At 72.5% G+C, this 20,299-nt stretch carries 21 protein-coding genes and 1 pseudogene; 9 read left to right on the top strand and 13 right to left on the bottom strand.

The annotated features are described in order from the left end of the window. Positions 1-786: 786 nt before the first annotated feature. Positions 787-1,680, bottom strand: a complete 894-nt coding sequence (locus FB558_RS28415; protein ID WP_142058504.1) for a LysR family transcriptional regulator — start codon at positions 1,678-1,680, stop codon at positions 787-789. Between the two features lie 90 nt (positions 1,681-1,770). On the opposite strand from FB558_RS28415, the gene FB558_RS28410 reads away from it, so the two are divergent. Together FB558_RS28410 and FB558_RS28405 are read left to right on the top strand one after the other, a co-directional pair. Beyond that, the gene (locus FB558_RS28410; protein ID WP_246106799.1) at positions 1,771-2,124 is read left to right on the top strand and encodes a DoxX family protein; all 354 of its coding nucleotides are present in this window, start codon (positions 1,771-1,773) and stop codon (positions 2,122-2,124) included. 173 nt (positions 2,125-2,297) lie between these two features. Further along, a pseudogene (locus FB558_RS28405) lies at positions 2,298-2,912 on the top strand (alcohol dehydrogenase catalytic domain-containing protein); the annotation flags it as partial. Positions 2,913-2,991: 79 nt separating this feature from the next. Here FB558_RS28405 and FB558_RS28400 read toward each other — a convergent pair. The 4 genes from FB558_RS28400 to FB558_RS28385 all read right to left on the bottom strand — a co-directional run bounded on the left by FB558_RS28400 (position 2,992) and on the right by FB558_RS28385 (position 6,352). Continuing rightward, positions 2,992-3,882: an SDR family NAD(P)-dependent oxidoreductase gene (locus tag FB558_RS28400; RefSeq protein ID WP_211366889.1), complete on the bottom strand. Its 891-nt coding sequence runs from the start codon at positions 3,880-3,882 to the stop codon at positions 2,992-2,994. 159 nt (positions 3,883-4,041) lie between these two features. Next, positions 4,042-4,785: an ABC transporter permease gene (locus tag FB558_RS28395; protein WP_170231564.1), complete on the bottom strand. Its 744-nt coding sequence runs from the start codon at positions 4,783-4,785 to the stop codon at positions 4,042-4,044. Further along, on the bottom strand, positions 4,785-5,495 hold the full coding sequence (locus tag FB558_RS28390) for a fluoroquinolone export ABC transporter permease subunit (RefSeq protein ID WP_142058498.1): 711 nt from the start codon (positions 5,493-5,495) through the stop codon (positions 4,785-4,787). Before FB558_RS28390 ends, FB558_RS28395 begins: the two co-directional genes overlap by 1 nt. Further along, the gene (locus FB558_RS28385) at positions 5,492-6,352 is read right to left on the bottom strand and encodes an ABC transporter ATP-binding protein (protein WP_142058496.1); all 861 of its coding nucleotides are present in this window, start codon (positions 6,350-6,352) and stop codon (positions 5,492-5,494) included. The genes FB558_RS28390 and FB558_RS28385 overlap by 4 nt, the downstream gene beginning before the upstream one ends. A 137-nt stretch (positions 6,353-6,489) precedes the next feature. Here FB558_RS28385 and FB558_RS28380 point away from each other — a divergent pair, with 137 nt between their 5' ends. Next, positions 6,490-6,942: a GbsR/MarR family transcriptional regulator gene (locus FB558_RS28380; protein WP_142058495.1), complete on the top strand. Its 453-nt coding sequence runs from the start codon at positions 6,490-6,492 to the stop codon at positions 6,940-6,942. A gap of 52 nt (positions 6,943-6,994) precedes the next feature. On the opposite strand, the gene FB558_RS28375 is transcribed toward FB558_RS28380, so the two are convergent. Continuing rightward, positions 6,995-7,678 (bottom strand): superoxide dismutase family protein, encoded by a 684-nt coding sequence (locus FB558_RS28375; protein ID WP_142058493.1) that lies wholly within the window; start codon positions 7,676-7,678, stop codon positions 6,995-6,997. A gap of 271 nt (positions 7,679-7,949) precedes the next feature. On the opposite strand from FB558_RS28375, the gene FB558_RS28370 reads away from it, so the two are divergent. Further along, a complete protein-coding gene (locus FB558_RS28370; RefSeq protein ID WP_142058491.1) occupies positions 7,950-8,135 on the top strand; it encodes a DUF1707 SHOCT-like domain-containing protein in 186 nt (61 codons plus the stop codon). A gap of 8 nt (positions 8,136-8,143) precedes the next feature. On the opposite strand, the gene FB558_RS28365 is transcribed toward FB558_RS28370, so the two are convergent. Beyond that, positions 8,144-9,037 carry a slipin family protein gene (locus FB558_RS28365; protein WP_246106798.1) on the bottom strand — a complete coding sequence of 298 codons (894 nt, stop codon included), beginning with the start codon at positions 9,035-9,037 and terminating at the stop codon, positions 8,144-8,146. Positions 9,038-9,326: 289 nt separating this feature from the next. On the opposite strand from FB558_RS28365, the gene FB558_RS28360 reads away from it, so the two are divergent. Next, complete coding sequence (locus FB558_RS28360; protein WP_142058489.1) at positions 9,327-10,541, top strand: cation:proton antiporter; 1,215 nt, start codon at positions 9,327-9,329, stop codon at positions 10,539-10,541. Between the two features lie 9 nt (positions 10,542-10,550). Here FB558_RS28360 and FB558_RS28355 read toward each other — a convergent pair whose 3' ends face one another. Next, positions 10,551-11,213: a TetR/AcrR family transcriptional regulator gene (locus FB558_RS28355; RefSeq protein ID WP_170231563.1), complete on the bottom strand. Its 663-nt coding sequence runs from the start codon at positions 11,211-11,213 to the stop codon at positions 10,551-10,553. Positions 11,214-11,317: 104 nt separating this feature from the next. Between FB558_RS28355 and FB558_RS28350 the strand changes: the two genes are divergently transcribed. Both FB558_RS28350 and FB558_RS28345 read left to right on the top strand, forming a co-directional pair. Continuing rightward, positions 11,318-12,526: a cytochrome P450 gene (locus FB558_RS28350; protein WP_142058485.1), complete on the top strand. Its 1,209-nt coding sequence runs from the start codon at positions 11,318-11,320 to the stop codon at positions 12,524-12,526. 7 nt (positions 12,527-12,533) lie between these two features. Then, positions 12,534-12,725, top strand: a complete 192-nt coding sequence (locus FB558_RS28345) for a ferredoxin (protein WP_142058483.1) — start codon at positions 12,534-12,536, stop codon at positions 12,723-12,725. A 103-nt stretch (positions 12,726-12,828) separates the two neighbouring features. On the opposite strand, the gene FB558_RS28340 is transcribed toward FB558_RS28345, so the two are convergent. The 5 genes from FB558_RS28340 to FB558_RS28320 form a co-directional block, all read right to left on the bottom strand. Continuing rightward, entirely contained in the window at positions 12,829-13,536 is a 708-nt protein-coding gene (locus tag FB558_RS28340) for an NADPH-dependent F420 reductase (protein WP_142058481.1), read from the bottom strand. Beyond that, positions 13,533-14,570, bottom strand: coding sequence for an LLM class flavin-dependent oxidoreductase (locus FB558_RS28335; protein ID WP_142058479.1), 1,038 nt, complete (start codon positions 14,568-14,570; stop codon positions 13,533-13,535). Before FB558_RS28335 ends, FB558_RS28340 begins: the two co-directional genes overlap by 4 nt. A gap of 82 nt (positions 14,571-14,652) precedes the next feature. Further along, positions 14,653-15,651 (bottom strand): pirin family protein, encoded by a 999-nt coding sequence (locus FB558_RS28330; RefSeq protein WP_142058477.1) that lies wholly within the window; start codon positions 15,649-15,651, stop codon positions 14,653-14,655. After that, positions 15,648-16,121, bottom strand: coding sequence for a carboxymuconolactone decarboxylase family protein (locus FB558_RS28325; protein WP_142058475.1), 474 nt, complete (start codon positions 16,119-16,121; stop codon positions 15,648-15,650). Before FB558_RS28325 ends, FB558_RS28330 begins: the two co-directional genes overlap by 4 nt. Then, positions 16,118-16,510, bottom strand: a complete 393-nt coding sequence (locus FB558_RS28320) for an N-acetyltransferase (protein WP_142058473.1) — start codon at positions 16,508-16,510, stop codon at positions 16,118-16,120. Before FB558_RS28320 ends, FB558_RS28325 begins: the two co-directional genes overlap by 4 nt. A gap of 166 nt (positions 16,511-16,676) precedes the next feature. Between FB558_RS28320 and FB558_RS28315 the strand changes: the two genes are divergently transcribed. Together FB558_RS28315 and FB558_RS43465 are read left to right on the top strand one after the other, a co-directional pair. Further along, positions 16,677-19,436 carry a helix-turn-helix transcriptional regulator gene (locus FB558_RS28315; RefSeq protein ID WP_142058471.1) on the top strand — a complete coding sequence of 920 codons (2,760 nt, stop codon included), beginning with the start codon at positions 16,677-16,679 and terminating at the stop codon, positions 19,434-19,436. A gap of 69 nt (positions 19,437-19,505) precedes the next feature. Further along, positions 19,506-20,051: an NAD(P)-binding domain-containing protein gene (locus FB558_RS43465; RefSeq protein ID WP_170231562.1), complete on the top strand. Its 546-nt coding sequence runs from the start codon at positions 19,506-19,508 to the stop codon at positions 20,049-20,051. The last annotated feature ends 248 nt before the right edge of the window (positions 20,052-20,299 follow it).

The following is a 20,299-nucleotide window of genomic DNA, read 5'->3' as shown; positions in this document are numbered from 1 at the left end:
ATCGTCAGGCTCCTATCCGGACGAACGGCACTCTCGTCGGTACCTAGCCGACGAAAGTGCCGTTCGTCATGCGGATCCTGCTCCGGAGCCCCTGAGTCAGTCGCGCGCGACCGGGCCGATCGGCGACGGAACGCGCCTGTGCAGACCCGGTCGACGTCATGGGTCTTCGGCCCGCGATCGCAGACTCTTGGTGTCGACATGGTCGCGGGATCTCCTGTGGGCGCGCCGTTCCCGGCTCGAGGCCACTGCCGTCCGCTCCGGACCGGTCCTCGGCGCGGTCGACCCGTTCCCCTGCCCGCCCGTCGGCGAGGTGGCCGGGTTGGGTCGACTACCGGATGTTGTGGCCGGCCGGGTGGCCGTTCCCGACGTGGCCCAGGCCTGCTCTGGACGAGATCGTTGCTGCTGGGTGGGTGCGCACCTTGCGCTCTTGATCGGTGGAAACGGGACATGTGCTGCAGGGGGAGCCCGTTGCCGACCCGCCAGACCTCCGGAGGCCGGATTAGGCAACACCTCCCGGTGCGTCCCTACGAGCGCACAGGCTGACCAGTTCTGCGGCGCGGCCTATCCTTCCCGAAGCCCCCGGCCACCCCACTCACCCGGGCGGCCGGATGGCCCAGGGGTGACCGACTCGATGTCGCCACAGCCCCCTGCGTCACGCGATGACCTGGTGGCGTCGGCAGCCGTCCCCGACCGAGGGGCGCGCCGAACCGGCGATCATGACCGGCGTCATCACGATCTGCCGCTGTAGGACGAGGCAAGGGTGTGCGTGTCGGGGTCGGACGCGGGTCAGGACTGCGTGAAGCGGGCACAGCCGCGGACGAAATCCTGGATGACGGGGTTGCCGTCGTCGGCGGGGTTCCACACCACGCCCACCCGGCTGGGGCCGACGCCGGTCACGGGCACGAACACGACGCCGGGGCGCCGGTAGTAGCGGGTGCTGGACTCGGGGGCCAGTGCGATGCCGTAGCCGTTGGCGATCGCGCTGAGCCAGTCGTCGGGGTACTCGGTGACGGCGCCGATCCGTGGTCGACTGCCGTGTCGTTCCTCGACGGCCAGCCAGTAGTCCCGCCATGGGCCGGTCGCCTCTGGGGCGGCGACGAACGGTTCCTCGCGCAGCTCGCGGAAGGCGATCTCGGTGCGGTCGGCCAGGTGGTGCGTGCTCGGGAGGACGACGCACCGCGGTTCGGTCAGCAGCACCTCCACCCGCCACGACTCCTCATCCGGGAGCGGCAACCGCAGCAGCGCGACGTCCACGGTGCCCGTGCCGAGTCCTGCCGTGGGGTCCGACCAGGAGCCCTGGCGCATGTCGACCCGCCAGCCCGGCCGGCGCTCGACGAAATCCGCGATGATCTGCTGGGTCTGCTCGTTGGCGGCGCTGCCGAGGAACCCGACGCGCAGTACACGGCACTCCCGCGCGGCCGCGGCCTTGGTCTCGGCGGCCATGCGCTGCCAGTCGGCAAGGAGTGCGGGTGCTGAACGGGCGAGGGATCGCCCGGCTTCCGTGAGCGACATCCCGGAACGGGAACGGGTGAACAGGCGCACGCCGAGCAGGGTCTCGAGTCGTCTGACCTGCTTGGTCAGCGCGGGCTGGGACACGTACAGCCGCGCTGCTGCCCGGGTCAGGTTCTCCTCCTCGGCGACCGCGGCGAAGTAGCGCAGCAGTCGCGTGTCGACGTCCATTCCAGCAGGTTATAGACGCAGGTATTGGCCGCGCAACGCGGCGAGACCCGACACTGGAAATGCATGACCGTTCGCGCAGGAAGGTGTCACGTGTTCGTTCTCTACGTCAGCATCACCCTGATCACCGCGCTGGCCGCCGGTGCCGGGACATGGATGAACTACACCCGTCATCCGACCCCGGTCGCCGCGGCGAAGCAGGTCCAGGTGCCGGAGTCCTGGATGGTTCCGCTGGGCACCCTGCAGGGCCTCGGCGCGCTCGGGCTGATTGCCGGATTCGTGTTCCCGCCGATCGGGTTGGCGGCCGCCACCGGGCTGGTGTTGTACTTCATAGGGGCGGTCATCGCGCACCTGCGGGTCGGCGATCGCCACTACGGCGCCGTACTGCCCGCTCTCGCGCTGGTCGTCACAACGCTCGTCGTCACGGTGGCCTACCGGCTCGGTTGACCGCCGGAGGTCGGCGCGGTGCTCCCGACGCTGAACGACCTCGTGCTGGTGGCAGCGGTGGGTCCGAGCCTGTGACCTGTACTCCACTTGGTTGCCTCTCACATTGGTGTGAGGGGTGAGGGTGGTGGCGCGGTCCGGAACGACCGGCGTCGATCGCACGGGAGGCGGCGAGGATGGGCAAGGCGTGGGGTTTCGGCAGGTACGGCGGGCCCGAGGTGCAGGAGTTCTTCGATCGTCCCGATCCCGTCCCCGGTCGCGGCGAGGTGCTGATCCGCGTCGACGTCGCCGGCGTGAACCCCCTCGACCACGTCCTGCGCTCGGGTCCGGTCTCCGGGCTCGACGGCGGGCGTCCGTTCCCCCGCGTACTGGGCATGGAGGCAGCGGGGACCGTTCTTGCGCGGGGCGAGGACGTCGACGGGCTCGAGGTGGGTGACGCGGTCTTCGGATTCGCACTCACCGGTGGCGGCACCTACGCCGAGACGACGGTGCTGTCCGCAGCGAACACCGCGCGCATCCCGGCGGGTCTGTCCGCGACCGTGGCGGCAACACTGCCGGTGGCCGGGACGACCGCGGTGGATGCGCTCGACCAGCTCGGCCTCCCGGCCGGTGCCACGGTCCTGGTCAACGGGGTCGGGGGAGGGGTCGGGCTCGCCGTCGCCCGGCTGGCCGCCGGGCGCGAACTGCGTGTGATCGGCACCGGGAGTGCCGCCAAGCGCGAGCGCGCCGAGGCCGTCGGGGTGCGGTTCGTCGACTACGCCCCGGCCGCCCTCGCCGCCGTCGAGAACGGTCACGCCTCGGGCAAGGTCGTCATCGAGGTGGCGTGAGGAGTGCCCGGCCGGCCGGCGCCGGGAGCGGGCTCGCGGAGGATCAGGCGGTGCTGCGGGCGTTGGCACCTGCGGAGGCGTCGATCACCGCGCCGGTGATGAGCCGGGCCCGGTCCGACAGCAGGAACGTCACCACCTCTGCGATGTCACGGGGCTCGAGGTAGGGCACCGGGATGGCGTGCAGGGACCCGGCGACGAGCTCGTTGACCGCCCGCTTGCGCTCCTCGAACGGCACGTCCCTCGCATAGAGGTCGGGCACCATGTCGCGGAACTGCGCATCGTCGTTGAACAGGCGCGTGTCGACGACTCCCGGCGCCACGCAGTTGACGGTGATGCCGTCCCGGGCGTGCTCCAGCGCGGCGGTCTTGGTGAGGCTGATCACGCCCCATTTCGCGGCCGAGTAGGATGCCACGCCCGGGACTCCCTGACGGCCACCGATGCTCGAGATGGTCACGATTCGGCCGTACCCCTGGCCGACCAGGTGCGGCAACGCGGCCCGGATCGACCGGACGACTCCCATCAGGTTCGTCTGCAGCACGAGTTCCCACTGCTCGTCGGTCATCTCCCGCAGCGGGGCGTGCACGGCGACTCCGGCGTTGGCGACCACGCCGTGGAGGCCGCCGAGCTCGGTGACCACTGTTGCGGCGGCCGCGTCGACCGCGGTGCTGTCGCGCACGTCGGCCTGGACGGCCAGTCCGCGGCGCCCGGCCTTCTCGACGAGGCGGACGGTTTCCTCCAGCTCCTCACGGCTGCCGAGCGGCTGGGGGTAGCCGGCGATGGGTGCGGCGATGTCGAGCGCCGCGACGTCGGCGCCCCGCTCGGCGGCGGCCTGGGCGATGGCGCGGCCGATGCCACGCGCCGCGCCGGTGACGAGGACGACGCGATCGGTCAGGTCGTCGGTCGGTGGGGGAAGCGCGAACGAGGAAGTGCTCACCGGGCTCTCCTGCCTTGTTCTGCTTGGTGATCGATGAGCCGGACTCTCCTCGGGCACGAATGGCGGAACAACGGCGATCTGCTTAAGGCACCGGTCACCGAAACTGATCGGTCCGGCGACGGGCAGGCCGGTGCCGATTGGGTGCCGGCCCGAGCGTTCCTACCGGAGCCTCCTGGCCGCCACCCGGAGCAGTAGGAGCGCGGTCGCGGCGTTGTAGAGCAGGCCGACCGCGAGGTAGGGCCAGTAGCTGCCGCCGTCGTAGGCCGACCAGAACGCCCGCACGGGCCAGTACGGAGGCAGGATGCCGAAGGCGAGCTGCCAGGGGGAGTCGAGGATGAAGAACGGGATCATCGGCACGGTGAAGACGGCGAGGCCGATCACGCGCATCACGGCGAGGGCCTCGATCTTGTTGCGGCCCAGCGAGCTCACCGTGAAGCCGAGTACCGGTGCGAGCAGGCCGGCCATGAGCGCGACCGGCACGCCGAGGACGAGCGTCCGCACGTCGACCTGCCGGGAGATGGCGAGCGAGGCCAGCACCGAGAAGGTGGTCAGCGCGATCGTCATCCCGGCCCGGTAGGCCGGGTAGGTGCTCGGCGGCACCGGTGTCACGCGCAGCGCCGCCAGGGTGTTCTGGTCCCGTTCGTCGACCAGCTGCAAGGCGAGGACCGCCCCCAGCAGCAGAGGTGGACCGAGCACGCAGAACGCGCTGACGATCGCCGAGCGGTAGGGGACGAGGTCGAACGAGTAGGTGTGCGCGAGGTAGTCGGTGAGTGCGGGGAGGAACCACAGCGCCGCCGCGTACAGGAACGGGCCGAGCATGACCGTCACGAGCATGCTGTCGCGGCGGACGGTGCGCAGGTCGTTGCGTCCGAACGTGGCGATGAACCCGGTGGCAGCGCTCATCATCGGCCTCCTTCCGACGTGACGACGTAGCGGTGGAACACCCGCTTCGCGAGCAGGCACAGGCCCGCGATCCACAGCGCCGGGTAGCCGACGGCGTAGAGCCACTGCCACCCGGTGAGGGTGACCTGGTCGAAGGCGGCGCCGAGCAGCCGCAGCGGCCCGTCGGTGGGGACGAGGGTGAACGCGGGGTGCGGGTAGAGCCCCGAGTAGCCGATCAACGGCACGCTCGCGACCGTGAGCACGAGGGTCGAGGGCAGGATCCACTCGCTGATCGACGGGAACAGCGGTGCCGTGACGAACCCGGCGAGCAGCAGCAGCAGCGCCATCAACAGCACGCCGGCCAGGAACGGGAGCGGATCAACGCCCGGCCCGTAGTCGACGAGCACGACCACCACGCACGTCACCAGGGCGAGTGCGGACATCGTCAGCAGCTTCGCGGTGAGGTAGTGCCGGAACCGCAACGGCGTGGTGAGCAGCGCGAACACGGTGCGCTCGCCCTTCTCGAAGAACACCGCGCCCGCGATGAAGAACAGCATGAACTCCAGGTCGGCCATCAGCAGGTACGGCATGGCCGGCCCGATCAGGTGGTCGGGCACGAGTTGCAGCACGCCGATCCAGAGCAGCACGACGAACGCGGTGGCGTACCAGAAGCCGTAGCGGCGCTGGAGGCGGAAGTCCATCCGCACCGCGGTGGCGAGAACCCCGCTCATGCGAGGGACCGTCCCGTCACGTCGATGAACACGTCCTCGAGGCTGGCCTCCTGGCTGTGCAGGGCCTCGACGTGGTGCTCGCGGGCGAGGGTGCGGAACACCTCGTCGTCGGCGAGACCGTCCAACGGGAAGTCCTGGTGGTGGAGCCGGCTCCCGTTGCGGTAGGTCACGCGCACGGTGCGCCTGCTGCGGGTGACCTTGTGCTCGGTCGGCGTGTCGAGCGCGGCGATCCGGCCGTCGACCACGAACGCGACCCGGTCGCACAGATCCTCGGCGGTGGCCATGTCGTGCGTCGTCAGGAACACGGTGCGGCCCTGCGCGCGCAGGTCCCGGATGATGTCCTTGACCCGGCGGGCGTTCACCGGGTCCATCCCGGATGTCGGCTCGTCCAGGAACAGCAGCTCGGGTCGGTGCAGCAGCGCGCGGGCGAAGACCAGCCGCATCTGCATGCCCTTGGAGAACTGCCCGACGCGGGTGTGGGCGTCGGCGGCGAGGTCGACCGCGTCCAGCAGGGCCATCGGGTCCTCGGTCGGCCCGGAGTACAGCGCGGCGAAGAACTGCAGGTTCTCCAGCGCCGTGAGCTTCTGGTAGTGGTTGGGCAGTTCGAACGAGACGCCGATCCGCTGGTAGTACTCGCTTCCCCAGTCGGCCGGGTCGCGGTCCCACACAGCCACCCGGCCGCCGTGGCCGGTGAGCAGCCCGATGAGGATCTTCTGGGTGGTCGACTTCCCGGCGCCGCTGGGGCCCAGGAAGCCGAACACCTCGCCCTTGCCGACGGTGAAGCTCATCCCCTTCACCGCAGGCGCGGTGGCCCTGGGGTAGCGGAAGGTGAGGTCGTCGACCTCGATGACGGCCATGCGGGCTCCTGGTGGACACGGCGATGATTGGCGCCGACCAGGCTTCCCGGCTCTCCACGGCTCCCCCCGTCCCGGCGGAACCGACCGGCGAACGGTAGCATGATTTCAGAGATTTCTGAAGGGTGGTGCAGGGACGCGTGGCCGACAGCAGCGAGGTGGCCGAGCGTCTCGCGCTCGCGTTGAACCAGAACGGGATGCAGCGCATGGTCGCCCGCGTCCTGGCGGCGTTCCTGTTCTCCGACCGCGAATCGGTGACCGCGGCCGAACTGGGCGAGCAGCTGGGCGCGAGCGCGGGGTCGATCTCGGCGGCGATCACGATGCTGCGCACCGTGGGGCTGATCGAGCCGGCCCCGGTGCCGGGGAGCCGCCGCGCCCACTTCCGCATGCGTGACGATGCGTGGGCCACGTTGATGAGTGGCCAGAACGCGATGGTCCAGGTGATGCAGGAGATCGCGGAGGCGGGAGTCGCGAGCACCCCGCCCGGCAGCCCGGCGGCCCGGCGGCTGGAGGGGATGCGGGACTTCTACGCGTACCTGTTCGCCGAGCTCCCCGCGCTCATCGAACGCTGGCGCGAGCAGCGGCACACCTGACGTCGAGGGGGCCGGACGCCGCTTCGAGCCGCGAGGACCTCCACCAGCGCGGTCACCCGCTCGCGACCTGGTCGAACGGCACGTTGAGGCAGGCCAACCTGCCGCCTGCGGATCCCGCTTCGCCTGCAGCGGTGGCGGTGGTCTCGGCTTCGTGGATGACGACCGACGCGGGTGCGCGGTCGCTGAACACGAACGGCACCTCGGTGCTCGCCTCGCCGTCGCCCTCGGCGTCGGTGCGCAGGTCGAGCCAGATCTCGTTCTGCGGGTTGGCGTACGCGGGGTCGGTGGACGGCTGCTCCGGGGTGGCGGCGGGGTCGACCTCGTTCTGAAAGTGCGGTCCGGCGGCGTCGCCGGTGGGGCCGCACGGCCGGGCGTGTGCGTGGGCGGCGTAGCCGCGGTCGGGCAGCAGGCCTTCCACCTCGAGCCGTACCCGCGTGGCCCCGTCCGACGCCCCGGCCTCGACCGCGAGCTCCGCGCCCACCGGCGCCTGGGCCGGGTCGTAGGTGAACGCGTCCTGCGCCTGGTCGGGCGGGGCGAGGGTGCCCTCGGCCTCGACGTCCGCGAGCGGGGTCTGCGGGGTGGGAGGCGCGATCGGCGCGGGTGGGGCGAGGGGCGCCTCCGGCACGGCCGGCGGGGCCGGTTCGGGTCCACCGCAGGCCACCGCGGCCAGTACGGTGCCGGCGAGCAGGATCGGGAGCCGCGCGGAGCGCCCGCGCGGTCGTGTCGTGCGGATCATGTCTGTTGCGTTCCCGGCGGTCGGCGGGATCATCCGGCACAGGAGGTCACGAAACGGTGACACGCCGTGGATCTCGGACGGACCATGCCCGCGCAGGGCGACCTGTCCGCGGCGGTGCGCACGACGTCGGCGCTGCAGCACGCCTCGGTGTCCGGCCCGTCGAGCACGATCGGGAACGACCCGCGCGGCGCCGCCCGCTCCGCTCGCCTGCGCGGCGATCCACGGGTGAGCGGCCTATCGTCGGGCCCGCAGCAGCAGGAGGAGGTGGGTCGTGCAGCGGGACGTCCGGGTGTCGGATACCGAGCGGCAGGCCGTCGTCCGCCGCCTGGAACGGGCGGTGCGGGACGGACGGCTGACGGTGACCGAGTTCGACGAGCGGGTCCAGCTGGTCTTCGCTGCTCGGACACGCTCCGACCTGGACGTGGTCACCGAGGATCTGCCCCCGGACCTGTGGTGACGCCGCGCCTACCGCGGGGCGCCGTCGCCGTCGGCGGGTGACGTCTCCGGGGGGAGGGGCGCCGGCTCGGACAGCGGCTCGGACAGCGGCGTGGGCTGCGGCTCGCCTTCGACGCGGGCGGGTGCGGGAGCGCGTTCCTGACCCGTCCCGGTGCCGGCGGCCTGCTCGAAGAAGCGGAGCAGCTCCACCGGGATCGGCATCACCAAGGTGCTGTTCTGGTCGGAGGCCACGTCGGCGACGGTCTGGAGCAACCGCAGCTGCAGGGCGCCCGGCGTGTCGGACATGACCCGCGCCGCGTCGGCGAGCCGGGCGGAGGCCTGGTACTCGCCGTCGGCGTTGATGACCCGCGCCCGGCGGTCCCGCTCGGCCTCGGCCTGGCGCGCCATCGCCCGGCGCATGCCCTCCGGGAGGGCGATGTCCTTGATCTCGACCCGGTCGATGCTGATGCCCCAGTCGTCGGTGGGCGTGTCGATCACGGCGCGGAGCTCCGAGTTCACCTGCTCCCGGTCCGACAGCATCGTGTCGAGGTCGGCGCGGCCGATAACCGACCGCAGCGAGGTCCGGGCGACCTGCGACACCGCGCCGAGGTAGTTCTCGACGTTCACCACCGCCTTGACCGGCTCGGTGACCCGGAAGTAGACGACGGCGTCGACGCTGACCGTGACGTTGTCCCGGGTGATCGCCCCCTGCGGCGGGACGTCCAGCACGACGGTCTGGATGGGGATCTTCACCATGCGGTCCGCGAGCGGGATCATCAGCCGCAGGCCGGGCTCGCGGACCTCGGGCAGCAGCCGGCCGAACCGCAGCACGACCCCCCGCTGGTACTGCTGCACCATCCGGACACCGCTGCCGACGAGCAGCACCACCAACGCGATGAGGACGATCAGGACTGTCGTGAGCACGGTGTTGCCTCCCCGAACTGGTCGGACTCGCGCCGCGCGGTCCCCACGAGGGCCGGCCTGCCGTGGGGGTGGGGGATGGATGATCGGATCATCGTCAGGGCCTTCCGCGCAGGTTCCGGTCGGTGCCGACCAGACTTCCCGGCGCGCCCTGCCTGCGATCGTAGGCGCCGGCCGGTCGGGCGGCCACTCCGGCGGAACGGCGATAGCCTGACGCGCCCGAGCCGGGTGCACGCTCTGGGGCGCGCTCGTCCGCGGTGCCGAGGTCGGCCGGTCGGGCGAGAGGAGCGACGTGGTCCTGGTCCTGACGTTCGGTGTGGTGCTGCTCGTGACGGTCGCGCTGTCCGGGCTGGCCGCGCGGTCGGTGCTGTCCACGGCGCTGGTGTTCCTCGTGGCCGGCGCGCTGGTCGGGCCGGGGGCACTGGGGTTGATCGACGTGTCGGCGGACGATCCGGCCGTCAGCGCGCTCGCCGACCTCGCCCTGTTCACCGTGCTGTTCGTCGACGGTGGCCGGCTGCCGCTGCGGCAGCTGCGCGTCGGGTGGCGGCTCTCGGGACGGGCCCTGGGGTTGGGGATGCCGCTCACCCTGGTGCTGATCGCGGTTGCCACGCACTACCTCGTGGGCCTGGACTGGACGACGTCGCTGCTGGTGGGGGCGATCCTCTCGCCCACCGACCCGGTGTTCGCGTCCACGATCGTGAGCCGCTCGGAGGTACCGCGGCGGCTGCGCAAGCTGCTGAACATCGAGTCGGGGGTCAACGACGGGCTCGCGCTGCCGTTCGTCCTGGTGTTCCTGGCGCTGGCGACCGGCGGCGAGGTCCATCCGGCCGACGTCGTGCTCGAGCTCGTGCTCGGGCTGGCGCTCGGTGTGGCCCTGCCGCTGGTGGTGACACTGTTGCTGCGGTTGCCGGTGCTGGGCGCGGAACCGCGGCTGCAGCCGCTGGCCCCGTTGGCGATCGCCATCGTGCTCTACGGCCTGTGCGAGATGACGCACGCCAACGCCTACCTCGCGGCCTTCTCGGCGGGCATCACGCTGGCCACCGTGGCGCCGCGGGCGAGCCACGCGTTCGAGGGTTTCGGGGAGCTCGTGTCCGAGCTGACGAAGTTCGCGGCCGTGCTGGTGTTCGGCGCGCTGCTCACGCCGACGTTCTTCCTCGAGCTCTCGATCGGGGAGTGGGCGGTCGCACTGCTCGCGTTGCTCGTGGTGCGGCCCGCGTCGGTGCTCGTGTCGCTGTGGCGAGCGGGGTTGCCGAAGCGCGAGCGGTACGCCGCGGCGTGGTTCGGCCCGAAGGGGTTCGCGTCGGTGGTGTACGGACTGCTCGCCGTCCAGTCCGGGATCGCGGCGGCCCAGACGGTGTTCGAGCTCGTCGCGCTGACGATCGCGGTGTCGATCGTGGTCCACAGCATGTCCGACGTGCCGGTGGCGCGGGCGTTCGACGTGGAGCCGATCGCCGGGCTTCCCGACGACGACGATCCGCCGCGCGACGCGGCGAGATCGAGCCGGTAGCGAGGCCGGCTACTCCGCCGTCTCGAGGTAGCGGTCCAGCTCGTCGAGGGTCAGCCGCTGCCGACGGAGCGGCTCGGAGGCGTCGAGCGCCACGGCGTGGAGGCTGCCGAGGAACAGCTCCAGCTGCTGCTCGATCAGCCGCGCGTTCAGCTCGGCACCGATGACGGGCAGGGGGCGGGACAGCTTGATGATCCCGAGCATGATGTCGATCGGGGTGATGGCCTGGCGGAGCTGCCCCTCCTGCTGCGCGGTGCGGACGAGCTGCTCCATCCGCGCCAACAGCTGGTCTCGCCGCGTCTTGAGCACTCCCCCCTCGCTGCGCATGTCCTCCTCGAGGTCGAGGGCCAGCACCGGCATGAAGGCGCCGACGCGGAGGTCCACCAAGCGGCGTATGACCTGCGCCAGCGCGTTCCAGGCGTCCTGGTGCTCGGCGGTGGCGCGGTCCAGCTCCGCACCGACCAGGGCCATGTTCTCCAAGGCGACCTGCTGGACGAGCGTGTGGCGTTCGGGAAACCGCCGGTAGAGGGTGGCGATACCGACGCCGGCGCGTCGGGCGATCTCCTCCAGCGACGCGTTGGTGCCCTGCTCGAGAAACATCTCGCGGGCCGCGGCGATGATCTGCTCGCGGTTGCGGCGTGCGTCCGCGCGCAGTCGGGACGTGCTCTCGGTCAACCCGGTACCCATCTCCCTGGAGATGTGGAGGAAAGCCCTTCGCTTGTGCTAGCGTACCGCACCCACGTAAGTGGAGGGTTCTCCTACGATTACGAAGGTGGCCGATGTCCCGGATCACGACCCCTGACCACCGGAACTTCCCCATCCCGCGCCAGTGCCCGTTCGCCCCACCGCTGGAGTACGACCGGCTGCGGGCCGCGGAACCCGTGTCCAGGGTGCAGCTGCCCACCGGCGGCACCGCCTGGCTGGTGACCCGGTACGACGACGTCCGGACCGTCCTGAGCAGCCCGGTGTTCAGCGCCGACGGCACCCGCCCCGGCTTCCCCGCGCTCGTCCCGGGCGCGGCGCAGATCCTGCAACGCCCGCCGTTCATCCGGATGGACCCGCCGCAGCACAGCTTCTACCGGCGCATGCTCATCCAGGACTTCACCGCCAAGCGCATCAAGACGATGCGCCCCGGCATCCAGGCCACCGTGGACAGGCTGCTGGACGATCTGCTCACCCGGACACCACCGGTGGACCTGGTCGATGCGTTCGCGCTCCCCCTGTCCTCGCTGGTGATCTGCCAGCTGCTCGGCGTGCCCTACGACGACCACGAGTTCTTCCAGGGGAGGAGCAAGATCACCGTATCGGGGGCGAGCACCGCGGAGCAGTTCGCCGCCGCGTTGGGGGAGCTGCGCGCCTACATGGACGGGCTGATCACCCGCAAGCAGCAGGGGCCCGGCGACGACCTGATGAGCAAGCTCGTCGCCGAGCAGTTGGAGCCCGCCGGTGAGCTGCGGCGGGACGAGCTGCTGATGATGTGCCTGATGCTGCTCAACGCGGGCCACGAGACCACCGCCAACATGATCTCGCTCGGCACCGTGGCGCTGCTGGAGCATCCCGACCAACTCGCCGCGCTCAGGTCGGACCCCGAACTGCTTCCTGGTGCCGTCGAGGAGTTGCTGCGCTACCTCAGCATCGCCGACCTCGTCACCACCCGGATCGCGGCCGAGGACACCGAGCTCAGCGGCACCCCGATCCGCGTCGGCGAGGGGGTGATCGCCTTGCTGGCCGCGGCCGACTGGGACCCCGCGGTGTTCCCCGAGCCCGAGCGGTTCGACGTCCGCCGCGGCAGCCGGCACCACGTCGGGTTCGGCTACGGTGTCCACCAGTGCCTCGGGCAGAACCTCGCCCGACTGGAACTGGAGATCGCGTTCTCCAGCCTGTTCGCGCGCATCCCCACCTTGCAGGTCGCCGCGCCCGTGGACGAGCTGCCCTACAAGCACGGCGGCATCGTGTACGGCGTCCACGAGCTGCCGGTGACCTGGTAGGCGGAGCATGCGGATCTTCGCCGATACCACCGTCTGCATCGGCGCCGGCATGTGCGCGCTCACCGCGCCGCAGGTCTTCGACCAGGGGGAGGACGACGGACTGGTCACGGTGCTCCTGTCGGACCCCCCGGAGGAGCTGCGCGAGGCCGTGGCCGAGGCGGTCCGGCTGTGCCCCAGCGGGGCGCTCGACCTCGGCTAGTGCCCCCCGCCGGAAGCTCGCTGGGTGAGCGGATCTCGGCCCCGCCGGTGCCCGTGTGCGCCGCCAGGTCAGGTGAGCTCGACCGGGACCGTGGCGGTGTTGCTCATGCGATGGCTTCCCAGGTCGCGTCGTCGGGTCCGGTCGAGCGGGCTCGAGCCACGGCACGGCCGCGCGGGGATTCGGGGAATCGCTCGAGCATGGCGCGGACCTCCGCGGCGTCGACGTTCGCGCCGAACAGCTCGGCGCCGGGCTCGAAGCGGACTCCCTCGGCGAGCGGGCCCGCGACGACGGGGTCGAATCCGAGCGCGTCGACGAGCCGGGCGACCGCGGCGACGTCGGTGGTGTCGTCTCCGGCGACGGCGAGCGCCTTTCGTCCGGGCGCCGCGGCGGGGCGGGCCTCGTCCTCGAGGTCGTGGTAGCCCATGTGGTTGAGCGCCTTGACCACACGGGCTCCGGGCAGGAAGGCCTGCACGATCTCGCTGGAGGAGGTGCGCGGGTCGGTGAGGTCGCCGCGGATGCCGTCGGTCTCCCACCAGTAGTTCATGGCGTCGACGACGAGCGTGCCGCGCAGCGCGTCGGCGGGGAGCGTGCGGTGCTTGCCGAGGGGGAGGGCGAGGACGACGACGTCGGCCTGCTCGGCCGCCGCGGTGGCGGTGGTGGCGGTCGCGCCGGGCGTGACGACCTCGACGATGAGCGCGATCTTCGCCGGGTCGCCCGAGCCGGCGACGAGCACGCGGTAGCCCGCGGCGACGGCGAGCCGCGCGAGCACGGTGCCGACCTTGCCGGCCCCCAGGATCGCGATGGTGGTCATGCCGTCTCGGAGAGGATGTCGCGGACCATGGGGACGACCTTGCTGCCGTAGAGCTCGACGCTGCGCAGGCGGGCGCTCATCGGCTGCGAGCCGCCGGTGTAGATCATGTCGAACCGGCCGACGCCGAGCGTGCGGACGGACCGGGCGATCTTGCGGGCGACGGTCTCCGGGGAGCCGACGTACATCGAGCCGTGCTCGACCTCGGCGGCGTAGTCCGCCCAACGCAGCGGCGGCCAGCCGCGCAGGGCGCCGATGCGGTCGTGGAGGACCTTGTAGCGGGGGTAGTGCACCTGCCTGGCCTCGTCGTCGGTGTCGGCGACGAAACCGGGTGAGTGCATGCCGACGGGCCACGCGGTGGTGCCGAGCCGCTCGGTGGCGCGGCGGTAGAGGTCGATGAGCGGGGTGAACCGCCCGGGCGGGCCGCCGATGATGGCGAGCATGAGCGGCAGGCCGTGGCGGGCGGTGCGGAGGACCGACTGCGGCGAACCGCCGACGCCGACCCAGGTGCTCAGGCGCCCGGAGTCGGTCTTGGGGTACACGTCGGCGCTGTCGAGCGCGGCGCGCACCGTGCCGGTCCACGTCACCGGATTCTCGTCCAGGAGCTGGACGAACAGTTCGAGCTTCTCCTCGAAGAGCACCTCGTAGTCGGCGAGGTCGTAGCCGAACAGGGGGAACGACTCGGTGAACGAGCCGCGCCCGAGGATCACCTCGGCGCGGCCCGAGGAGATCGCGTCGAGGGTGGCGAAGCGCTGGAAGACGCGCACGGGGTCGTCGGAGCTCAGCACGGTGACGCCGGAGCCCAGCCGGATCCGGGAGGTGCGGGTGGCGATGCCGGCGAGCACGGTCTCGGGAGTGGAGATCGCGTAGTCGGGTCGGTGGTGCTCGCCGAGCGTGAGGGCGTCGACGCCGAGCTCGTCGGCGAGGATCGCCTCGGTGACGACCTGGCGGATCGCCTCGGCGTGGGAGACGAGGGCGCCGGAGTCGTCCTCGGGCACGTCGCCGAAGGTGTCGAGGCCGAACACGAGATCACTCACGGGGTTCAGTGTCGGGCGCTGCGGCGAGCAGCGGATCGGCCGGTCAATCGGTCACGGCCCGCACCGCTGATCAACCCCCGCCCTACTGCTCGCGCGGGAGCAACCGGGTGTTCGGCAGCGGTGGAGCGGGCAGCGGCGGCAGCTGGCCCGGTGGGAAGGTGCCGAACAGAGCGGGCCTTCCCTCGTCCCGCGGATCGGCCGGCTCGAACCCGAGCTCGGCCTGGTAGCGGCGCCGGAACTCGACGATCTCGTCGTGGTCGCGGCCGACGAAGTTCCACCACATCACGATCTGCTCGTCCAGCGGGACGCCGCCGAGCAGGATCACGCGGGCCTCCTCGTCACCGGCGGTGACGACCAGCGTGTCGGCGCCGGGCGGGACGTACGCGAGCGATCGGTGTCCGACGGCGGCGGAGTTCACCGTGACCTCCGCGTTCTCGGCGAGGACGGCGTGCTCGAAGTCGGCTCGCACGGGCAGCCGGGCCGTGGTGCCCGGGGCGAGGACCAGCTCGGCACCGAGCAGGTCGGGCGTCCGCGTCTCGACCGGGGACACGGACCCGAGGAGCGCCCCGAGGAACACCCTCGCCGTGACACCGGGGAGCGTCACCGGCTCGGGCGCGTAGTGGGCGAAGGCGTTCTCGCCGAACCGCGTCTCGTCCGGCAGCGCGTACCAGAGCTGCACGCCGTGCAGGGTCCGCGTCCCGGCGGCGCTGAGCTCCTGGTGGGTGATGCCCCGCCCCGCGATCATCAGGTTGAGCTCCCCCGGCACGACGGGGGCCGCGGTGCCACCGGAGTCGAGGTGCTCGATGTGGCCGCTGAACAGCCACGACACCGTCGCGAGCCCGGTGTGCGGATGCCGCGGCATCTGCATGCCCCCGGTGACCGCGACGTCGTCGGGGCCGTAGTGGTCCAGGAAGCACCACGCCCCCACCAGCGACCTGCGCCGCTGCGGGAGGGTCCGGTGCACCGTCGTCGCCCGCACGCCCCCGAGGGGCACCTGGCGCGGCTCGAGGACCTCGACCGCCGTGCACGGCTGCCCGCCGTCCAGCACCTCCAGGTCGGGCCGGGGGTCGAGGTTCGTCATCGGACGACCTTCCCGCCGCTGTCGCGGGGACGGACCGGATGCCGGCTGAGGATCGAGATCCGGTTGAACGCGTTGATCGTGGCCGCCACCCACTCGGCCGCGACGAAGGCCTCCTCGCCGAGGACCGACCGGGCGCCGAGCAGGTCGGCCTCCGCCTCCTCGGTCACGGGGAGCACGGTCGCGGCCTCCGCCACCGCGAGCACCGCACGCTCCCGCTCGTCGAACAGCCCGGCCTCCCGCCACGCGGGCAACAGGTCCAGCTTCTGCTGCCCGATCCCCGCCTGGCGCGCCTGGCGGGAGTGCAGGTCGAGGCAGAACGCACACGCGTTGAGCTGCGACGCGCGGACCTTGATCAGCTCGCCCTCCTGCGCCGAGAGGCCCCGTGCCGACGCCGCGTCCCGGATCGCCGCCGAGAACGCCTGCGCGGCCTGCCAGGCGTCGGGCATCACCTTGTCCAGCGCAGGTCTCATACCTCGCCCCGTGTCGCGCGCGCCACCACCGCGAGATCGTCGCGGATCGGGCGGCGGAACGCACCCCCGGCGGCGACGAACTCGTCGCCGTGGGCCTTCAGGTGCCGGGCGAACAGCGGGCACACGGGCACCACGGTGAGCTTCCTGCGGATGCTGTCCGCGAGCGCCTCCCGCAGCAGCAGGCCGGCCAGGCCGCGGCCGCCGTACTCCTCGTCGACCTCGGTGTGGAAGAAGATCCGCTCGCCTGCCGCGCCGGGTGGATCGACGAACTGGGCCCTGCCGACCGGCGGCCCGTCGCCGAGCCGGACGACGTAGGCGCCCACCGGGGTCGTCTCCTCGAGCCCGATCGTCACAGCGGCGCCGGTCCTGTCGGTCGCGTCCCGACTCACGAGCTCAACACCATGGACGGCGACGCTACGAAGGGTCGGGTCCGGGCGAATCGGACACCCAATCGGTCACCCGCGGAGGCGGAGCGCCGCACGTGATGGGCAGATCGGGCTATAGCCTCGGAATCGCCGCACCATTGCGGCCTCGCGAGACGTTCTGGGGTGGGGCATGGAGCTGTTCGGGCGGCGCGCCGAGACGGCGGCCCTCGACGGGCTGCTGGACCGGGCGGCACACGGCGCGGGTGCCGCGCTCGTGCTGTGGGGTGAGCCGGGCATCGGCAAGACCGCCCTGGTCGAACACGCCGTCGCGGCGGCGTCCGACGCGACCGTGCTGCGGTGCCGGGGCACCCGGATGGAGTCGGGGCTCGCCTTCGCGGCGCTGCACGAGCTGCTGTGGCCGGTGGTGGACCGGCTGGAGACGCTCGCCGCCCCGCAGGCCGCGGCGCTGCGCGGCGCGCTGGGGATCAGCCGTGACACGACCAACCGGTTCCTCATCGGCGCGGCCGTGCTGTCGCTGGTCAGCGGTCTCGCCCGGGAGCGACCGGTGCTCGTCGTGGTGGACGACGCGCAGTGGGTCGACGAGGCGACCGCGCACTGCCTGGGCTTCGTCGCGCGCCGGGTGGCGACGGAGCCGGTCGTGGTGCTGCTCACCGGACACGAGGATCCCACCTCGGGGCCGTGGGAGGGGTTGCCGGCGATGGAGGTCGTGGGCCTGGCCGACGACGACGCACGCCGGCTGGTCGACGCCGTCGTGCCGGATGCCGACGGGGCGCTGGTCGACCACGCGGTCCGGGCGGCGGGGGGCAACCCGTTGGCGCTGCACGAACTGCCGACCCTCGACCGCGAGACCGAGGGCGATGCGCCCCTCCTGCCGTCCGGGGGGCCGGTGCCGGTCGGGCCGCGGTTGCAGCGGGCGTTCTGCGCGCGGGTCGAGGCCCTGAAGCCGTCGGCCCGGGCGTTGCTGCTGCTGGCCGCCGCCGAGGACCGGGGCGACCGGCACGTCCTGCACCGTGCCGGGTCCGGATGGGGCGTCGACACGTCCGCCTGGGAAGAGGCCGCGCGCTCCGGCCTGGTCCGCGCCTCGGGGGCCCGGCTGGAGTTCCGGCACCCGCTGGTCCGCGCGGCGGTCTACGACGGTGCCCCCTTCCTGGAGAGGCAGGCCGCGCACCGCGCGCTGGCCGCTGCCCTGCCGGCGGACGCCACCGCGGAGCGGGCCTGGCACCTGGCCGCGGCGGCCGACGGCCCGGACGAGGGTGTCGCGGCCCTGCTGGAGCAGGCCGCCGAGCAGTGCCTGCAACGCAGCGCGGGGCCGATGGCGGCCCGCACGCTGCGGCGGGCGGCCGAGCTCTCGCCTGCGCCGGACGCGGCGGGGCGGCGACTGGCCGCGGCCGCCCGTGCCGCGTGGGACGCCGGCCAGGCCGAGGTGGCGCGGCACCTGCTCGACGACGCCGAGCGCCTGTGCGGCGAGCTTCCCGCCGCACGGATGAGCGGCGGCCTGCGCGGCATCCTCGAGTTCGCCCACGGCGTGCCCGAGCGGGCCCACCGCTACCTGGTCTGCGACATGACCGTGGTTCCCGAGACGTGGCGCGCGGTGGAGCTGGGCACGGTGGCGGTCCGCGCCGCGTGGTCGGCCGGCCGGTCCGATCTGCAGCAGGAGGCGCTGCAGCAGGTGCGGGCCGTGGACACCGACGGCGACCCGGCGCTGTCGGAGCTGGCGCCCGTGCTGCGCAACTGGTGGTCCTGCTACGACGAGACCGGCGAGGTCACCCCGGCCCCTCTGGACCTGGACAGCGGCACGGTCGCCCGGCTCGGTGCGGCCGCATGGGGGCTGCTCCCGCCCGTGCCGCTCGTCCAGGCCTGGGGCGTCGAGGGCGGGCTGCTCGACGTGCTGCGCGTGCAGGCAGTACAGCTGCGGCGGCGGCACGAGCTCACCGCGCTGGCGGTGGTGCTGGCCCAGGAGGCGATCCTCGACACGACCGCGGGCCGGTGGGATGCCGCGGTTGCGGCGGCGGCCGAGGGGCTGCGGCTGGCCGAGGAGATCGGGGCCGATCACGTGGCCACCCAGAGCCGCGGCTCCCTCGGGCTGCTGGCCGCCGCCCGCGGCGAGCACCGCAGCGTCGACGAGCACACCACCCGGATCCTGCAGGTCTCGGCCCCGCGCGGGGTGCGGGCGCTCAGCGCGTCGACGTACTGGATCCGCGGACGGGCGGCGCTGTTCGACGGTCGTCCCCAGGAGGCGCTGAGCGACCTGCTGTCTCTCACCCAGCCCGGCCACGAGGCCGCGCACCCCACGATCGCGTTGCTCGCCGCCGTGGACACCGCGGAGGCGGCGGTGCAGGTCGGCAGCATCGACGTCGTCGAGGCCCAGGTCGTCCTGGTGGAGGAGTGGGCGCAGCGCACGGGGGCGACCTGGGCCCGCACGGCGGGCCACCGCCTGCGCGCCCTTGTCCAGGACGGGGCGGCGGCCGAGACGTCGTTCCGGGCCGCGCTGGACGTCGCGGGGGCGGGGGCGAACCCGCTCGAGTACGCCCGCACCCGGCTGCTGTACGGAGAGTGGCTGCGGCGCGCGCGCCGCCGGGCCGACGCCCGGATCCAGCTCGCCGGGGCGGCCGAGGTCTTCGAGCGCCTCGGCGCGGAACCGCTGCGGGTGCGGGCGCTGCGCGAGCAGGCACTGACCGAGCGGCCGGCCGCCCCCCGCGTGTCCGATGCCGCGACCGCGGCCGGGCTGACCGCGCAGGAGCTGCGGGTCGCGCGGCTGGCTGCGGACCGCCTGACCAACCGGGAGATCGCGGCCCAGCTGTTGATCAGCCCTCGCACGGTCGGCCACCACCTGGCCAGCGTCTACCCCAAGCTGGGCATCACCTCCCGTGCCGAGCTGGCCCGGATCGACTTCGCAGGCGACCTGCGACTCGGCGCAGCCGGCGACTGAGCCGGCTGTGTGTCGCTGACCGATTGCGTGCCCGATCCGGACGGATGCGGATCCGCCTAGCGTTGCCGTATGAAGATCACCGTTGTTGGCCGCGGCAACGTCGGAGGTGGCCTCGCCGCGCTGTGGACCGCGGCCGGGCACACCGTCACCGTTCTGGGCCGCGACGGCGGCGACGGCACCGACGCCGACGTCCTCGTGGTCGCCGTCCCCGGCGACCGGGTCGCCGACGCCCTCGGCCGGGTCACCGGCATCGCCGGCAAGCCCGCGGTCGACGCCACCAACGTCTACGGCCTGCGCGCTCCCGGCCATGAGTCGAACGCGCACCTCGTCCGGTCCCTCACCGGCGGTCCGGTGGCGAAGTCGTTCAGCGCCAACTTCGCCTCGGAGTACAACAAGGTTGCGGGGCAGGCGACGCCCCCGGGCAACCTGGTGGCCGCGGAGCCGGAGATCCGCGAGCTCGTCGACCGGCTCAACCGGGACGCCGGGTTCGAACCGATCCACGTCGGCGGGCTGGAGATGGCACGCCAGGTCGAGGACCTCGCTCCGCTGCTGATCGGGATCGCCCAGAACGGTGCCGGCCCGTACTTCTACCGGGTGTCACCGACCGTCGCGTAGCCGCTCCACCGGATCAGCCGTCCGCCGGGGCAGCCGCTATGACGAACCGATGGAGCGCGCGGGGGCGTCGAGTCACCCCCCACCGTCGCCGGGGTCAGCGTTCCTCGCGCAGGTGAGCCGCAACGTGGCGTGGTCCACTCGCCGTGAATTTGTGCGCCCGCGTTCCGCGGAACGCAGCTGGAGTGCCGCCGTGTTCCTCGCATTTCCCACGCGTACCGGTCACGCTCGCTCAGATCAGCTGGAGACCT

The sequence above is a fragment of the Pseudonocardia kunmingensis genome (assembly GCF_006716445.1).
Lineage (GTDB): Bacteria > Actinomycetota > Actinomycetes > Mycobacteriales > Pseudonocardiaceae > Pseudonocardia > Pseudonocardia kunmingensis.
This window is presented reverse-complemented; position numbering and strand designations above follow the sequence as displayed.

Bases quoted from the DNA above. Each gene is read 5' to 3' on its own strand.
- FB558_RS28415 (WP_142058504.1), bottom strand. From the start codon at position 1,680: ATGGACGTCGACACGCGACTGCTGCGCTACTTCGCCGCGGTCGCCGAG.
- FB558_RS28395 (WP_170231564.1), bottom strand. From the start codon at position 4,785: ATGAGCGCTGCCACCGGGTTCATCGCCACGTTCGGACGCAACGACCTG.
- FB558_RS28390 (WP_142058498.1), bottom strand. From the start codon at position 5,495: ATGAGCGGGGTTCTCGCCACCGCGGTGCGGATGGACTTCCGCCTCCAG.
- FB558_RS28385 (WP_142058496.1), bottom strand. From the start codon at position 6,352: ATGGCCGTCATCGAGGTCGACGACCTCACCTTCCGCTACCCCAGGGCC.
- FB558_RS28375 (WP_142058493.1), bottom strand. From the start codon at position 7,678: ATGATCCGCACGACACGACCGCGCGGGCGCTCCGCGCGGCTCCCGATC.
- FB558_RS28350 (WP_142058485.1), top strand. From the start codon at position 11,318: ATGTCCCGGATCACGACCCCTGACCACCGGAACTTCCCCATCCCGCGC.
- FB558_RS28345 (WP_142058483.1), top strand. From the start codon at position 12,534: ATGCGGATCTTCGCCGATACCACCGTCTGCATCGGCGCCGGCATGTGC.
- FB558_RS28340 (WP_142058481.1), bottom strand. From the start codon at position 13,536: ATGACCACCATCGCGATCCTGGGGGCCGGCAAGGTCGGCACCGTGCTC.
- FB558_RS28330 (WP_142058477.1), bottom strand. From the start codon at position 15,651: ATGACGAACCTCGACCCCCGGCCCGACCTGGAGGTGCTGGACGGCGGG.
- FB558_RS28325 (WP_142058475.1), bottom strand. From the start codon at position 16,121: ATGAGACCTGCGCTGGACAAGGTGATGCCCGACGCCTGGCAGGCCGCG.
- FB558_RS28315 (WP_142058471.1), top strand. From the start codon at position 16,677: ATGGAGCTGTTCGGGCGGCGCGCCGAGACGGCGGCCCTCGACGGGCTG.
- FB558_RS43465 (WP_170231562.1), top strand. From the start codon at position 19,506: ATGAAGATCACCGTTGTTGGCCGCGGCAACGTCGGAGGTGGCCTCGCC.